This window comes from Aeromonas enterica, assembly GCF_054052465.1.
Map to the genome: position 1 here is coordinate 81260 of NZ_JBSTYL010000004.1, position 15888 is coordinate 97147.

Here is a 15888-nt window from a genome sequence, read left to right on the forward strand (position 1 = left end):
CAATCGAGAATGAATCACATGAATGAGACAAGCCTGCATTACGTATATGACCCTCTCTGCGGCTGGTGCTATGGCGCAGCCCCCTTGCTGCAGGCGGCGGCCGGGATCCCCGGTCTTCGCATAGAACTGCATGCCGGCGGCCTCTGGCTGGGCGAGCGTCGTCAGCCGATGGGTCAGGCCCTGCGTGACTACGTCCGCCCTCATGACGAACGGATCCAGGCCCTGACCGGCCAGCCCTTCGGCGAACGCTATTTCAATGAGCTGCTGCTGCGCGATGGTTTGTTGCTCGACTCGGAGCAACCCATCCGCGCCATCCTGGCGATGTCGGCGTTGGGCAGCAAGGGTTTGACCCTGCTGCATCGCATCCAGCAGTCCCACTACCGCGACGGCATCTGGATAGGTTCCCTCGAGCACCTGAACAGCCTGGCGGCGGAGCAGGGCATTGACGCCGCGGTATTTGCAGATGCTTATCAGAACGTGGATCTGGCCGGCCATCTGGTGGACAGCCAAGGCTGGATGCGTCGCCTCGGCGGACAGGGCTACCCCACGCTGGGTCTGGTGCAGGGGGAGAAGGTGACGCGGCTGTCCGCTGCTTCCTTCCTGGGTGAGCCGGCGGCCTTTGTTCGCCAGATCCAGTCGGTGATGGGACGCTGAATCCGAATCCGACGGCTGGCTCACGGGATAAAAGCGAACCTTTGCTGAAGGAGGCTGATTTTTACTATCTGCTTGGCCCTCATGCTATCTACGGGCATGACGATATATTGACTAGTGGATAGTTTGAAAATCATCCACTGCGATCATCACGCTATGCTCTATAGGGATAGCTCGGGAGTTCGGCTCCACGGGTTTGCGTCTAGCCGCCAAGGATACCAATCATGTTCAAAAATATGTCTATAGGTCAGAAGTTGAGCGCCGGTTTTGCCGTATTGGCCCTGCTAGTAGTTGGGCTTGCTTGGTTTTCCATCACTCAGCTCTCCCATCTCTATGAAGATACTGCAACCATCTCAGGAAATTTATTGCCATCGACTCGTTATGCCAGCCAGATGCATGTGGCCATTCTTGATGCCCGTCGCTCCGAGCTGGCTCAGGTCATCGGTGGCTTGAACAAGGACAATCAGGAGGTCAGTGACCGTACCGCCACCTTTAACCAGGCGAAGCAGGAGTTTGATTCTGCTGCGCAAAAATATGGTGCCTTGCCCTTCAGTACCAATGAAGAGCGTCAGACTTATGAGCAGCTGGTTTCCGCCGGTGCCAAATATTTCTCCGTGCATGAAGAGCTCCTTGCGGCATTCGCCAATGGCGACCTCGAACGGGTCAAAAGCCTGCGCAAAAACGAGACCCGTGCCGCGCTGGAAGAAGCGGGTGCCAAATCTATCCGCCTGCGTGAGCTTAACAATGAGTTTGCTGACGATATGGTGAAGTCGGTGGCCGATCTTTACAGCAGCTCGCGCACCATGAGCATCGTCGTGAGTCTCATGACAGTGCTATTCGTGGTGATCGTGGCCTGGTTGCTGACCGGTCAGATCCGCAATCCGGTGATGGCCCTGCTGGAGCAGACTCGCAAAGTATCTGCCGGTGATCTGGCGGCCCACCTCGACATGAATCAGTTTAATAACGACGAGCTGGGGCAGCTGGCCACCGGATTTGGCGACATGCAGAAAAATTTGCGCAACCTGGTCAGTGAAGTATCCGGTTCCGTGGTGCAACTGAGCTCGGCAGCCGAAGAGATCAGCGCGGTGGCTCGTCAATCCGCCAACAATATGAACAGCCAACAGCATGAGCTGAATCAGCTGGCCACCGCCATGAACGAGATGCAGGCAACGGTACAGGAGGTCTCCCGCAATACCAGCGATGCCGCCAGCGCCGCCAGCGCCGCCAGCAGCACGGCCGAACTGGGCGCACGTACCGTCAATGACTCCATCAAGCGCATCGAGCAGGTGGCCGGCGCCATCGAGAGCACGGCCGTGGTGATCCGTCAGCTCGGTGATGACAGCCGCAACATCGGCATGGTGCTCGAGGTCATCCGCGGGATCGCCGAACAGACCAACCTGTTGGCGTTGAACGCGGCCATCGAAGCAGCCCGGGCTGGTGAGCAGGGGCGTGGTTTCGCCGTGGTGGCCGATGAGGTGCGTACCCTGGCGAAGCGGACTCAGGATTCCACTTCCCAGATCAACACCATCATCGCCGAACTGCAGCAGCGGGCCGAGCAGGCCGGCACGACCATGCAGCAAAGTCAGGACATGATGAACTCCACCGTGAGCACGGCGCGAGAGGCGGGGGCGTCCATCTCCGAGATCAGTGGCTCTGTGGAGAGCATCTCCCACATGAACATACAGATTGCGACTGCGACCGAAGAGCAGGGCGCGGTGAGCGAAGAGCTCAACCGCAACGTGGTCAATATCAGCCATGCCTCGGAAGAGGTGGCGGCTGGCGCTACCCAGATGGCACAGGCCTGCAACGACCTCAACCACCTGGCGACCCAGTTGCAGGAGATGGTACGTCGCTTTCGGGTGTGATGACTTTTGCCGCTTGATCTGGCCGGGATCCTGGATCCCGGCCTGCTTTGTTTTTCCACCCAGCCCTCTTTTCCATTCAGTCGCCATCCCTTGTCCCTCTGGTCTTTCTTGGGCATGCTAATGGCCCCATTGGTTGGCAGGATTCTGGATGTATGAACCTTCGCGATCTCGAGTATTTGGTAGCACTGGAAGAGGAGAAGCATTTTCGCAAGGCAGCGGAGCGCTGTTTCGTCAGTCAACCCACTCTGAGCGGCCAGCTGCGCAAGCTGGAAGATGAACTGGGGGTGATCCTGATTGAGCGCACCTCACGCAAGGTTCTGTTTACCCCGGCCGGTGATGCCATGGCCCATCAGGCCCGCAAGGTGCTAAAAGAGGTACGTGAACTCAAGAGTATCGGCCAGCACTTTGCCGAACCCATGTCCGGCGAGATCCACATTGGTTTCATCCCTACCGTCGGACCCTATCTGCTGCCCCACATCATTCAGGATCTGCGCGAGCATTTTCCCAAGCTGGAGTTTTATCTCTATGAGGAGCAGACCCAGGTGCTGCTCAAGCGGCTGGAGGATGGTGAGCTGGACTGCCTCATTCTCGCTGAACTGGCTGGTATGGAAGGGTTTGGCTCCATTCCCCTCTATCAGGAGCCCATGTGGCTGGCAGTGCCGCAGCATCACCCGGAAGCCAAGGCAAGGGCCGTGCCGCTCAGCAATCTCAAGGGCAAGAAATTGCTGATGCTGGCCGATGGCCACTGTCTGCGTGATCAGGCGATGGGGTTCTGTTTTGCGGCCGGTATTGGTGAGGATCAGCGTTTCAAGGGCACCAGCCTGGAGACGCTGCGCAACATGGTTGCTGCCGGCAGCGGCATGACGCTGGTGCCTAGACTCGCCGTGCCCGCAAATACAGAGGAGGGGGGCGTCAGTTATCGCCCCGTGATCGACCCCGTGCCGGGACGAACCATTTCATTGCTCTATCGGCACTACTCGGTGCGCAGACCCTGCTTCAACGAGCTGGCCGCCCGTATCTCCAGCTTGATGAAGAGACAGCTTGGCTGAAACGACAAGAGTGAAAAAAAACCGGCGCCCTGGCGCCGGTTTTTTATCTTGAGCTTTCGCCTAGAAGATATCGTCGGTAGACACGGGCCCGTCAGTGGGGGAACCGTTACCGTCATACACCTGATTGCCGTCCGAGCTCTGGGTCGCATAGCGCGTTGGTTCTGTACCTTCCTTGAAGAACTCTTCCATGCTGCTGCCATCATTGCGGTTGGTCAGCAAACCAGTTTCACGGTCGATCCGTACAGTGATGATTCCCTCTGGAACTGGCATCTTGCGCTCTGGCACCTGTTTGAGTGCCGTCTTCATGAAGTCGATCCAGATGGGTTGTGCAGCACCGCCCCCAAACTCGGCTCTGCCCAGACCACGCTGGTGGTTGTCAAAACCAATCCAGGAGGTGGCGACCAGATTCGGGGTATAGCCGGAGAACCAGGCGTCACGGGATTCGTTGGTGGTGCCCGTCTTGCCGGAAATGTCATGCCGTTTGAGGTCGCGTGCCGCACGCCAGCCGGTACCACGCCAGCCGTTGCCACCCCAGATGGCGGTGGTCAGGGTATCGGTAATCAGGAAGGTGCTCTGGGTACTGATGGTCTGCGGTGCCATGTTGTTGGGCACGACCGGATCGATCGGGCACTGCGCCTTCCAGTCGGGGGTTGTGTTGACATAGGCATCGGCACTGTCGAGACCGGCTGCGGCCAGCACGCCACAATCACGACAGGCGGCGGCAGGGTTGGCCTGATACAGGGGCTCCCCGAAGCTGTCTGTCACGTCTGTGATGAAATAGGGGGTTACCTGGAATCCGCCGTTGGCCATCACAGAGTAGCCGCGAACCACTTCCAGTGGAGTGAATTCGGCAGCGCCCAGCGCCAGCGATTCATTGGGGGAGATGGTATCGCGTGCGAAGCCGAAGCGGGTCAGGCCATCAATATAGGTAGCCAGGCCAATGGCGCGCATCAACCTTACCGACATCACGTTTTTGGACTTGGCAAGGCCGAGGCGCAACGAGGTGGGGCCTTCATAGATGGCTGGGGAGTTTTTGGGCTGCCACATGGGGCCTTTTGAGGGATCCCACTGGTTGATCGGCGCATCGTTGATGAGAGAGGCAAGGGTATACCCTTGCTCAAGCGCGGTGGCATAGAGGAAGGGTTTGATGTTGGAGCCAATCTGACGGCGCGCCTGGTCGACCCGGTTGAATTTGGAGAGCTCGAAGCTGAAGCCGCCAACGAGTGCCTCAATTGCGCCATCCTGCGGATTCATGGCAACCAGTGCTGCGTTGACCTCAGGGATCTGGGAAAGCAGCAGCTCTTCACCTTTTTCCCGTACCCAGATTTGGGCGCCGACTTTCAGCACATCGCGAGCGGAGCGAGGAGCTAAGCCTTGGCGATCGTCGGTAATGAAAGCGCGGGCCCACTTGATGCCGTTCCAGCCGAGTTCAGCCTGCTTGCCATTTTTCAGCACCAGGGTTGCACTCTTGTCATCCAGTTTGGTGACAACGGCGGCCATCAGGGGGTCATAAGTGGGCTGTTTGGTCAAATGGGTCATGATTTGGTCATAATCCCAGTCTGTCTCCCCCGCTTTCCACAGCTGGGCCGTCGTGCCACGGTAGCCGTGACGGGTGTCGTAGTCGAACACGCCATCCATCAGGGCCTGGTGTGCCGCACGCTGGCGCTTGGCCGTGACAGTGGTGTAGACATGCAAGCCCATGGTGTAGGCATCTTCACCAAACTGCTCCACCATCTTCTGGCGCACCATCTCCCCTAGATAAGGGGCATTGAGGGTGATCTCGGCGCCATGATAACGAGCCTTGATCGGCATTTTGGAGGCTTCATCATACTGGGCCTGAGTGATCTTGCCGGTCTCCAGCATGCGGCCCAGCACTACATTGCGACGGGCAAAGGCCCGTTCAGGAGACCGGATCGGGTTCAGCATGGACGGTGCCTTTGGCAGGCCGGCGATGATGGCAATTTCATCCAGCGTCAGATCCTTGACCTCTTTACCGAAGTAGACCTGTGCAGCAGCCCCGACCCCGAATGCACGGTAACCAAGCGGTATCTTGTTGAGATAGAGCTGCAGAATCTCGTCCTTGGAGAGGTTCTGCTCGATGCGCCAAGCCAGGAACACTTCCTTGACCTTGCGCACTATGGTCTTTTCGTTAGTCAGGAAGAAATTGCGGGCGACCTGCTGGGTAATGGTACTGGCACCCTGACGGGCATGACCGGAGACGGCCCAGACGGTTGCGGCTCGAATGATACCAATAGGGTCTATGCCCGGGTGCTCATAGAAGCGAGCATCCTCGGTCGCGAGCACGGCATCGATCATGGGTTGTGGAATTTCATCCAGATGCAGCGGGATGCGACGAATTTCGCCAAATTGGGAGATCAATTCCCCATCCCGGCTGTACACCTTCATCGGGGTGGCCAGTTTGACGTCGCGCAGCGCGGTCACATCGGGCAACTGGGGTTTGATGTAGAAGTAGATACCGATGAGGCTGGCAACACCCAGCACAGCACCCAGTATCATGACAATAAACAGGCGTACGAGCCATTTCAGCATGGAAGAACTACCAATCGTCTTAAAATTAGCCAACGGGCGCAGAGTATAGCCCTTTTGCCTCCCTAAATTCGAGGTTTTCCTGACAGTCACAGGGGGCCTCGAGAAGAGGCGGGAGGTTAGCATTCTGTGGCGCAATAACCAAGGGGCAGCGGCCGTAGCAAGAAAGCGAGATTCATCACTTTTCGGTATAAACTTTATGACATTGATAGATAGAGCATTTAGGATGAGTTAAGCCATCACCTTGAGGTGGGCTGTCCTACAATCAATTCTAAAACCCAATAACGCATGGATGTGTATATGTTTGGGCTATTCAATAAAGGTTCGCTGCTCCCTCTGGCGGGTATTGATTTCGGGAGCCAGACCATCAAGGCCGTGACTATCACCGGACGCCTCGGCAAGCTGCATTTCGAATCGGTGGCCGAAGTCGTGACGCCAAAAGGCACCTTGGTCGATTATCAACTGCAGGATATCGAGCGGGTCAGTCAGTCTCTCAAGGCCCTCAAACGCCTTATCTCAGGTAATAGCCAGTATGTGGCAACGGCTGTTACCGGTTCCAACGTGATCACCAAGGTCATTCAGGTTGATGCAAGCCTGGGTGAGCACGAGCTGGAAAATCAGGTCCAGATGGAGGCCGAACAACTTATTCCCTTTCCCCTTGATGAAGTGAGCCTGGATTTTGAGATCCTCGGCAAGGTCAACGATCAGGATCGCCAGGAGGTGCTGTTGAGCGCCGCCCGCACCGAGAGCGTGAGTGGTCGGGTTACTGCCCTGGCCGAAGCCGAGATGACGACCAAGGTGGTAGATGTGGGGGCTCATGCCTTGGGTCGCGCCGTCCTTGCCTGTCTGCCTGATTTACTTGTCTGGGAAAAGCCGGTTGGCGTGATCGATATTGGTGCCAGCGCCATGACATTTGCCGCATTGGTCAAGGGCGAGGTGATCTACTCCCGTCTGCAGAATTTCGGCGGTGATCAATATAGCCAGGCATTGGCCTCTTTCTACAACCTGTCACTGGATGATGCCGAACAGGCCAAGCTGCAGGGCAAATTGCCGGTCGACCACGAGCTGGATGTGTTGCTGCCTCACATCAATGCCTTGCTGCAACAAGTCAGGCGTAACGTTCAGCTGTTTTGCAGTTCTTCCGGACACAGGGAGCTATCCAAGCTGGTGCTGACTGGTGGTGGCAGCTTGCTACCGGGGCTTGTCGCCCAGGTCGGTAATGAACTCAATTGTGAAGTATTGCATCCCGATCCTTTTGCCCTGTTTGGCAAACCCAAAGGGGAGGGGGGGCTTGCACACGGTGCCAAGTACATGACGGCGCTGGGTCTGGCATTGAGGAGCTTCACACCATGTCAAATATAAACCTCCTACCCTGGCGCGAAGCCAGAGCCCAGCGGCAGAAGAAACAGTTCGGGGTCATGCTCGGGATTTTCCTGGCGATCACCGCGTCCCTCGGTTTTGCGGCCGACTGGCTGGTTGAGCAGCAGATCAGCCATCAGCAGCAGCGCAATCAACGCTTGCAGCAGGAGATGACCATACTTGATGCGCAGCTCGGCGAGATCCGGTTGCTCAAGGAAAGGCGCAAGGAGCTGATCGATCGCATGCAATTGATTGAACACCTGCAGATGCGTCGCAATCTGCCGGTTCGGTTGTTCAACCAGTTGCCCTCACTGGTACCCAATGGGGTGTATCTGAACACGCTAGCCTTGCAAGACAACCGGATCGATATCAACGGCAAGACTGAAGCTTACGGTCGGGTTGCCAGCATGATGCGGCGTATCGATGGCTCCGGTTGGTTGGGGCAGTCACAGATCAGCACGATTTTTGCGGCCGATGTTGCACCTGTCTCGCTGAGCCAGTTTTCCATGATGTTCCAGGTTACAGCTGCGGCAGGTGCCGCTGTCGATGCGGTTAAGGGGCCAGAATGAACCTACAACAGCTCAATGAACTGGATCTCAACAACATTGCCAGCTGGCCCAAGTTGGCCAAGGGCATGTTCATCCTGCTTTTCTGTGCACTGCTGGGCGGTGCCATCTATTACTACGTGATTGCGAATTCATTGACCTTGTTGACCCAGGAAACCAGCAAGGAGGCTGAGCTGAAGGCGCAATTCGAGAGCAAGGCGATGCTGGCTGCCAATCTGGGTGCATACAAGATACAGATGGTGCAGCTTGAGCAGTTGGTTGATACCCAGCTCAAACAGTTGCCCAATACTCACGAGGTGGCGGGCTTGCTGGACGATATCAGCTTCATTGCGACCGACAATGGTCTCAAATTGAATCGAATCAACTGGGAGCCTGAGATAAAGCACGAGTTTTCCACCGAACTGCCGATGCGGATCGAGGTGGTTGGCACTTACCATGAGATTGGCAAGTTCACGGCAGACATGGCGGCACTGCCGCGGATCGTCATCCTGGAGTCGTTCACACTGGGTCAGAGCAATGAGCCGGACGAGATGATCAGCATGTCGATGCTGGCCAAGACCTACAAGTACAACGGCAAGACAGTGGGACAGAAAAAATGAGAATGATCTGCATACTGTTGCCCGCGTATCTGCTGACCGCCTGCGGTGGGCAGGATGATATGGATAACTATGTGGCCCAGACCAAGGCCAGACAGCCTGTGCCTATCGAACCGCTGCCTGAAATCAAACCCTTTTCTCCCATGCCCTATCACCTCAGCGATCAGCGCAGCCCCTTTATTGCGCCCCAGCCTGAGGCCAGCAGCGCCAAGGTGGATGCCAAGGTGAAACCGGATTGTGCCCAGATAGTCGCCAACAGGGAGAAGGAAGTATTGGAGAATTATTCGCTGGCCAGCCTGATCATGCAGGGATCGCTCGGCAAGCAGGGTCAGTTGTGGGCCTTGATCCGGACGCCGGATGGCCAATCCGTCCGTGTGGGACTCAACCAACATATGGGACTGGATCAGGGACGGGTGATCAGGATCACTGACACTTATGTGGATTTGATTGAGACTATACCGGATGGCAAAGGATGCTGGGTGACCCGAGAAACTCAGCTGGGCATGGCCAATCTTGAAGCAAAACGATAATCAGGGATGACTGCGATGAGAACAACAATCGGTACTGTAACCAGAGTTGCCCTGCTGTTTTGCGCCGGAGCATGGAGCCAGGCTTGGGCTGTGGCCACTTTGCAAGAGGTGAAGGTAAATCCGCTGATGGCTGATCAGCTGTTGCTGGAGCTGAGCTTCAGTGAACCGGTAAGCGGTTTTACCGACCGACTCTCCTATGAGCCCAATCAGCTGTTGCTACATGTGCCGGGGGCTGTGGGCGCGCTCAATGTCAATCCGCTGCCCATCAAGCAACAGGGGGTCGATAATCTCAAGGTTGAGGGCAAGGGGGCCGGGCTAGACATCAAGATCGCACTCGATCAATTGACCCCTTATCAGGTGCATCAGCAGGGCAACAAGCTACTGGTGGCTCTGGGAGACAAGGCGACCATGCCGCTGCCTGCCACGACTTCATCCTCTGGGTTGGTGGCTCCCCAGCCGAGCTCGTCTGCACTTATCAATACCCAGGCAACAACCTCATCGGCATTGATCAACAGCCAGCAGCTTGCCCGCCAGAGTGCGCCAGTGGCGGTGCCTGTGGCCAGCAAACCTGTTTTGCCATCCCCGCAAACGGCGACCAATAGTGCCTACTTCAACTCCGTCAACGGCGTTGATTTCCGGCGTGGCAAGGATGGGCAGGGGGAATTTCTGGTGACGCTGGACAACAGCTCCGCAGCCGTGGACGTCAGTAGCCGTGGTCAGACCGTGCTGGCCAAGTTTCATGGCACCCGGGTTCCGGACGACCTGCTTAATCTGATCAATGTGCAGGACTTTGCCACCCCGGTCTCTCAGGTGGAGGTGTTCCGCCAGGGCAATGACACCCTGTTTGAGCTCTCCGTCAACGGGCAGTTTGATTACCGCTACGATCAGGCGGACAAGATGTTCATCGTCGAAGTGAAAAAACGCACCGCAGCGACCGCTGGCAAGCAGTATCAGGGCAAGCCGATTTCGCTGAACTTCCAGGATATTCCGGTGCGCACCGTGTTGCAGCTGATCGCCGATTTCAACAATCTCAACCTGGTCACTACGGACTCAGTGGCGGGCAATATCACGTTGCGGCTGGATGGTGTGCCTTGGGAACAGGCGCTGGACATCATCCTCAAGGTGAGGGGGCTGGATAAACGACTGGATAACAACATTCTGCTGGTGGCGCCGGCAGAAGAAATCGCCGCCCGTGAGAAGCAGCAACTGGAGAGTCGCAATCAGGTAGCTGATTTGGCACCGCTTTATACCGAATACCTGCAGATCAACTATGCCAAAGCATCTGAGGTAGCGGCCCTGCTCTCCTCCGAAAGCACCAAACTGCTCTCTTCCAAGGGGGCGGTGAGTGTTGATGAGCGTACCAACGTACTGGTGGTCAAGGATACCGCCGACGTGATCAGCAACATCAAACGCATGCTGGACATCCTCGACATTCCGGTCAAGCAAGTGGTCATAGAAGCGCGCATGGTGACCATAGATGACGGCTTCGATGAGGCACTCGGGGTACGCTGGGGCGTGACCAAGAATGATGGTCACGGCAACAGCACCTCGGGCACCATCGAGGGCAACGACGGCTCCGGCAATAACAACGGTGGCTCTACCATCACCCGACCGGGTGTGGATGACAGGTTGAATGTCAACTTGCCGGTGACCAATGCCGCCGGTACCTTGGCATTTCAGGTGGCGCGTCTGGCGGATGGCACTCTGCTCGACCTCGAACTGTCGGCGCTTGAAAAAGAGAGCAAAGCCGAAATTATCGCGAGTCCTCGCGTCACCACTGCCAACCAAAAACCGGCGCTGATCGAGCAGGGGACCGAGATTCCCTATGTGGAGTCCTCCTCCAGTGGCGCTACCTCGGTCACCTTCAAGAAGGCCGTGTTGAGCCTCAAAGTGACGCCACAAATCACTCCCGACAACAGGGTGATACTGGATTTGACCGTGACCCAGGACACCAAGGGTGAAACCGTACCAACAGGGACTGGTGATGCCGTCTCCATCAATGCCCAGTCCATTACCACTCAGGTGCTGGTTAACAATGGTGAAACGTTGGTGCTAGGTGGTATCTATCAGCAGACTATCAAAAGTGATGTCAGCAAGGTGCCTCTGCTCGGTGATATCCCGGGGCTCGGGGTGCTGTTTCGCAAGACAACCAGCGAGAATAAAAAGCGGGAATTGCTGATTTTCGTGACACCGAAGATAGTCACCGACGCCTTCTGAATGCTTTACATGTGAGGGTAAAACACATATAACCTTACGCCCCAATGAGGCTGGGGCGTAAGGGCTGCGGTTGCCAGTCCCGATTTCTATTGAGATAATCCCCCTCCTGATCCATCGCAAGACAAGGTTCATAGGTACCCCGATCGAGTGTTTGTCGGGGTCGTACAGTTTGTAATTACTAATGAAAAGACATGGCTGAGAAACGCAATATTTTCCTGATAGGTCCCATGGGTGCGGGCAAGAGCACCATAGGTAGACATCTGGCAGAACAACTGCATATGGAGTTTTTCGACTCAGATCATGAGATTGAGCGCCGCAGTGGTGCCGATATCGGCTGGGTGTTCGATGTTGAAGGCGAAGAGGGTTTCCGGATCCGCGAAGAGAAGGTCATAGGCGACCTTTCAGAACAGCAGGGTATCGTGCTGGCGACAGGTGGCGGTGCCATCAAGAGCCGCGAAACACGGAACAAGCTTTCTGCTCGCGGTATCGTGGTGTACCTCGAAACAACGATTGAAAAACAGTTGGCACGCACACAAAGAGACAAGCGCCGCCCACTGCTGCAAACCGAAGAACCACCGCGTGAAGTACTCGAGCGTCTGGCTCAGGAGCGCAATGCACTGTATGAAGAAGTAGCTGATTTTGTCATCCAGACTGATGATCAGAGCGCTAAAATTGTTGCCAATCAAATTGTTAAGTTGATCGGCATGTAATCTAGAGGACGTCCATGGAAAGGTTGAAGGTCGAACTGGGTGAACGTAGTTATCCCATTGAGATAGCCGCAGGTCTGTTGCAGCATGCAGAGGTGCTGACACAAACCATCAAGGGCAAGCGGGTCATGATAGTGACCAACACCGTTGTCGCACCCTTGTACCTTGAGCGGATTATCCAGTTGCTGTCCGGATTTCAGGTTGAACACCTGATCTTGCCGGATGGCGAGGCCTACAAGACCCTGGCAACCTTCGAGCGGATCATGTCTGCTCTGCTGGAAACCAACCATGGTCGTGACACCACTCTGATCGCCCTGGGGGGCGGTGTGATAGGGGATGTTGTCGGCTTTGCTGCGGCAAGCTACCAACGTGGCATTCCTTTTATTCAAGTGCCTACCACACTGCTCTCCCAGGTTGACTCCTCCGTCGGCGGCAAGACCGCCGTCAATCATCCCCTCGGCAAGAACATGATTGGTGCTTTTTATCAGCCCAAGCATGTGGTCATCGATACCGAGTGTCTCAAGACTCTGCCTGCCCGTGAGTTTGCCGCCGGCATGGCCGAGGTGATCAAGTACGGCATCATATGGGATGCCGAATTCTTCTCCTGGCTCGAAACCAACATGTCCCGTCTGCAGGCGCTGGAACCGGCTGCTCTGGCGTATGCCATTCGCCGTTGCTGCGAGATCAAGGCCGATGTGGTAGGGCAGGACGAGACAGAACATGGTGTACGTGCCTTGCTGAACCTGGGCCACACCTTTGGTCACGCGATTGAGGCTGAAAAAGGCTATGGCAACTGGCTGCACGGCGAAGCCGTTGCCGCAGGCATGATGCTGGCGGCGTTTACGGCCGAGGCGCGTGGCGAGCTGGATAACCGGCAGCTAGTCCGTATCCGCGATCTGCTGCTGGCGGCCAATCTGCCCATCCAGGCGCCGGCCGAGATGGATTTTGATGCCTTTATTCGCCATATGCGCCGTGACAAGAAGGTACTGGAAGGCAAGCTGCGGCTGGTGTTGCCAGTCGGTATCGGTCATGCACAGGTGGTAGCCGATGTCTCTGATGCTGAATTGTTGGCGGTGATCGAGTCTGGTCGTGAGTAATAATAAACTGCTTAAGCTTCCTTCCCAGCGGCAGCTGGTTGACCGGCTGCTGCACCTGATTGAATTCAATCACCCTTTTATTTTTCTCTCCGGCAAGCACGGTAGTGGTCGCGGCACGTTATGTGAATCCGTGCTCGGTGCCTTGCCCGAAAAAGTACGGGTCGTGAGCCTGATTGGCAGCCCTGCCATGAAGATGGCGGACGTGCGCCAGTTGCTGTTACCGCAGGTGGTGGCAAGGCCGCTGTTCAATCCGCAGGATGCACTGGCAGACAGCTTCTTTCGTATGCTGGAAGGAAAATCCGCCACCCTGCTGCTGCTGATCGAGCGCGCCGATGAGTTGCCTGCTGAGTTGGTTGGCGAGTTGTGGAGCCTCTGTCGTCACAACGATACCCTGCCCGTGCCGCATCAGCTGGCCATAGTGCTTTCCGGCAGTGACGTCTGGTGTCGCAACCAGAAGGCCCTGTTGAAAGGACGGGCCATGCCGGCCCTGGAGCTGGAAGTCGCGCCGCTGAGCGCGCCAGAGCAACGTATCTTCTTGTATGAGAAAGCCAAAGAGCTCAAGATCCCGACGGCCCTCTTGCCCAAGCTGAAAGTGGAAGAGATCCTGAATGCGGCAAATGGACATCCGTCCACCATCATGCAGTTACTGGAGGATATCATGACCGACAGAAGGCCCAAGAAGCGTCAGGCCGAGTTGCCCGTCAAGAAGATTGCGACCGTGCTGGCACTGGTCGCCGCAGGTTTGCTTGCCCTTAGCTATCTGCTGCCAGCCCTGTTCAACAACGAGAACAAGGGCACTGCGCAGGACTCCTCGCAAACCGAGGCCTTGCCTATTCCTGTTTCCGGGGGAGATCCCCTGACGATTGATGGTGAACGCGATAAGCAGAAAGGTGGGCAGGACAGCACGAATGCCAACGGTGATAACCCGAGCGGCGTGGTACGCGACTGGCAACCCGATGCCAAGGCATTGCCCAAGTCAGTCGAGAGCGAGACGTTGACCACCGAATCGACCAATTACGAGGGTCGCCGGGTGGTGATCTCCGATGAAGTGGTCGAGAAACTGATGAAACAACCCCATGTCAGCGGCGCCTTGCCCACGGCTGTGGTGGACGAACTGACGGGTGCCGACTCTCAGGCAACCCCGACCCAAACCGCTCAGACCCAGAATGCATCGACCCAGGATACACAGGCCAAGTCGGCCACCACATCGAACCAGAGCACTCCCATTGCCCCCCAATCTGCTGTCAAGTCAGCCGAACCGGTTGTAGAAGCACCCAAGGTAGCATTGACGCCGGCGGCGACCCTGAACAAGAAGCCCAAGAATCATTACAGCGTCCAGCTGATGGGGGCAAGCAACACTAATGCCGTGGACAAGTTCGTGGCCGAGCATGCACTGGCCGGCAATATCTGGGTCTACAAAACCCAGTTCCGTGGTAGCCCCTGGTACGTGGTGCTGCAGGGAGATTACGCCAATACCACCCAAGCCAAGGCTGCCATTCGCAAGCTCTCCCCTGCTCTGCTCAAAGGGCAGCCCTGGCCCAAGTCGTTCGCTCAGATACAAAAAGAGTTGAAGCAATAGCCATTGCGCCCGGTAAGGGGGTAGAATCGTCCCCCTTTTTTGGTCGATGCCTTCTTAACACCGGATTTCCATGAAAAAAACACGCGCTTTTTTAAAATGGGCCGGGGGAAAATACTCCCTGGTTGAAGAGATTGCCGAGCGTTTGCCGGCCGGGCGTGTGTTGCTGGAGCCCTTCGTCGGGGCCGGGTCCGTGTTTCTCAACACCGACTACGATGCCTATGTGCTCAATGACATCAATCCGGATCTGATCTGCCTTTACAATCATCTCAAGGTGATGCCAGACAGTTTTATCGCCGAAGCGCGCAAGTTGTTTGTGGCCGAGCACAATCACAAAGCGGCCTACTATCGGCTGCGCACCCAGTTCAACCAGACCGAGACTACTTTCGAGCGGGCACTGCTGTTCCTGTTCCTCAACCGCCACGGTTTCAACGGGCTGTGCCGCTACAACAAGAAAGGCGGTTTCAACGTACCGTTCGGTTCCTACAAGAAGCCCTACTTCCCGGAGAAAGAGCTGTGGGCTTTTGCCGAGAAGGCGCAGAAGGCGACCTTCATCTGCGAAAGCTACGCCGATGCAATCAAGCGTGCCGAACCGGACTGGGTGATCTACTGCGATCCCCCCTATGCGCCGCTCTCCACCACGGCGAGCTTCACCACCTATTCCGCAGGTGGCTTCACCCTGGATGATCAGGCCATACTGGCGCGACTGGCCCGTCACACGGCGGCCCGCAAGGGGGTGCCCGTGCTCATCAGCAACCACGACATAGAGCTGACCCGCGAGCTCTACCGTGGTGCGCGACTGGACGAGATCCTGGTCAAGCGTACCATCAGCCGCAACGGAGGCAGCCGCAACAAGGTGGCCGAGCTGCTGGCGCTCTACCCGCCCGGTATCGAGCCGGAGCAGGGTTACTACCCCAGCGATGCCGAGCTTGTCTCACTCGGCTGACCTTCTGGCGGCACCTCCGGGTGCCGCTGCTGTTTCCAGCTTCTGCCGCTCTTTTCCCAGAGTCTATGTGGGGGACTGAGGTCACAGAGGAGGGAAGTTGCATCTGTCATCCTTTCCAGAGGTTGGGTGTTTCCACCGGACATTTGCGGTAAAGCGGACGGCCCATTTTTTCCTCCCTGTGT

Annotated in this window: 13 protein-coding genes; 12 read left to right on the top strand and 1 reads right to left on the bottom strand. The window is 56.6% G+C overall.

Annotation, left to right across the window (positions count from 1 at the left end):
• The first annotated feature begins 18 nt into the window (after nt 1–18).
• The 3 genes from ACW5XD_RS06290 to oxyR all read left to right on the top strand — a co-directional run bounded on the left by ACW5XD_RS06290 (nt 19) and on the right by oxyR (nt 3565).
• Nucleotides 19–654: a DsbA family protein gene (locus tag ACW5XD_RS06290; RefSeq protein ID WP_456494140.1), complete on the top strand. Its 636-nt coding sequence runs from the start codon at nt 19–21 to the stop codon at nt 652–654.
• A gap of 221 nt (nt 655–875) precedes the next feature.
• On the top strand, nt 876–2516 hold the full coding sequence (locus ACW5XD_RS06295; RefSeq protein WP_456494141.1) for a methyl-accepting chemotaxis protein: 1641 nt from the start codon (nt 876–878) through the stop codon (nt 2514–2516).
• Between the two features lie 152 nt (nt 2517–2668).
• Nucleotides 2669–3565 carry a DNA-binding transcriptional regulator OxyR gene (gene oxyR, locus ACW5XD_RS06300; RefSeq protein WP_456494142.1) on the top strand — a complete coding sequence of 299 codons (897 nt, stop codon included), beginning with the start codon at nt 2669–2671 and terminating at the stop codon, nt 3563–3565.
• 60 nt (nt 3566–3625) lie between these two features.
• Here oxyR and ACW5XD_RS06305 read toward each other — a convergent pair whose 3' ends face one another.
• Nucleotides 3626–6115, bottom strand: a complete 2490-nt coding sequence (locus ACW5XD_RS06305; RefSeq protein ID WP_456494143.1) for a penicillin-binding protein 1A — start codon at nt 6113–6115, stop codon at nt 3626–3628.
• A gap of 285 nt (nt 6116–6400) precedes the next feature.
• Here ACW5XD_RS06305 and tapM point away from each other — a divergent pair, with 285 nt between their 5' ends.
• The 9 genes from tapM (at nt 6401) to ACW5XD_RS06350 (ending at nt 15706) form a co-directional block, all read left to right on the top strand.
• On the top strand, nt 6401–7474 hold the full coding sequence (gene tapM / locus ACW5XD_RS06310; RefSeq protein ID WP_456494144.1) for a PilM family type IVa pilus assembly protein TapM: 1074 nt from the start codon (nt 6401–6403) through the stop codon (nt 7472–7474).
• Nucleotides 7462–8040 (top strand): PilN family type IV pilus biogenesis protein TapN, encoded by a 579-nt coding sequence (gene tapN, locus ACW5XD_RS06315; RefSeq protein WP_456494145.1) that lies wholly within the window; start codon nt 7462–7464, stop codon nt 8038–8040. The genes tapM and tapN overlap by 13 nt, the downstream gene beginning before the upstream one ends.
• The gene (gene tapO, locus ACW5XD_RS06320) at nt 8037–8636 is read left to right on the top strand and encodes a PilO family type IV pilus biogenesis protein TapO (RefSeq protein WP_456494146.1); all 600 of its coding nucleotides are present in this window, start codon (nt 8037–8039) and stop codon (nt 8634–8636) included. The genes tapN and tapO overlap by 4 nt, the downstream gene beginning before the upstream one ends.
• Nucleotides 8633–9163, top strand: coding sequence for a pilus assembly protein PilP (locus ACW5XD_RS06325; protein ID WP_456494147.1), 531 nt, complete (start codon nt 8633–8635; stop codon nt 9161–9163). Before tapO ends, ACW5XD_RS06325 begins: the two co-directional genes overlap by 4 nt.
• Before the next feature lie 15 nt (nt 9164–9178).
• On the top strand, nt 9179–11380 hold the full coding sequence (locus ACW5XD_RS06330; RefSeq protein WP_456494148.1) for a type IV pilus secretin PilQ: 2202 nt from the start codon (nt 9179–9181) through the stop codon (nt 11378–11380).
• A 191-nt stretch (nt 11381–11571) separates the two neighbouring features.
• On the top strand, nt 11572–12090 hold the full coding sequence (aroK, locus tag ACW5XD_RS06335) for a shikimate kinase AroK (RefSeq protein WP_005317117.1): 519 nt from the start codon (nt 11572–11574) through the stop codon (nt 12088–12090).
• 14 nt (nt 12091–12104) lie between these two features.
• Entirely contained in the window at nt 12105–13184 is a 1080-nt protein-coding gene (gene aroB / locus ACW5XD_RS06340) for a 3-dehydroquinate synthase (RefSeq protein WP_456494149.1), read from the top strand.
• Complete coding sequence (locus tag ACW5XD_RS06345; protein WP_456494150.1) at nt 13177–14763, top strand: SPOR domain-containing protein; 1587 nt, start codon at nt 13177–13179, stop codon at nt 14761–14763. The genes aroB and ACW5XD_RS06345 overlap by 8 nt, the downstream gene beginning before the upstream one ends.
• A 70-nt stretch (nt 14764–14833) precedes the next feature.
• Entirely contained in the window at nt 14834–15706 is an 873-nt protein-coding gene (locus tag ACW5XD_RS06350) for a Dam family site-specific DNA-(adenine-N6)-methyltransferase (RefSeq protein WP_456494151.1), read from the top strand.
• Nucleotides 15707–15888 lie beyond the last annotated feature (182 nt).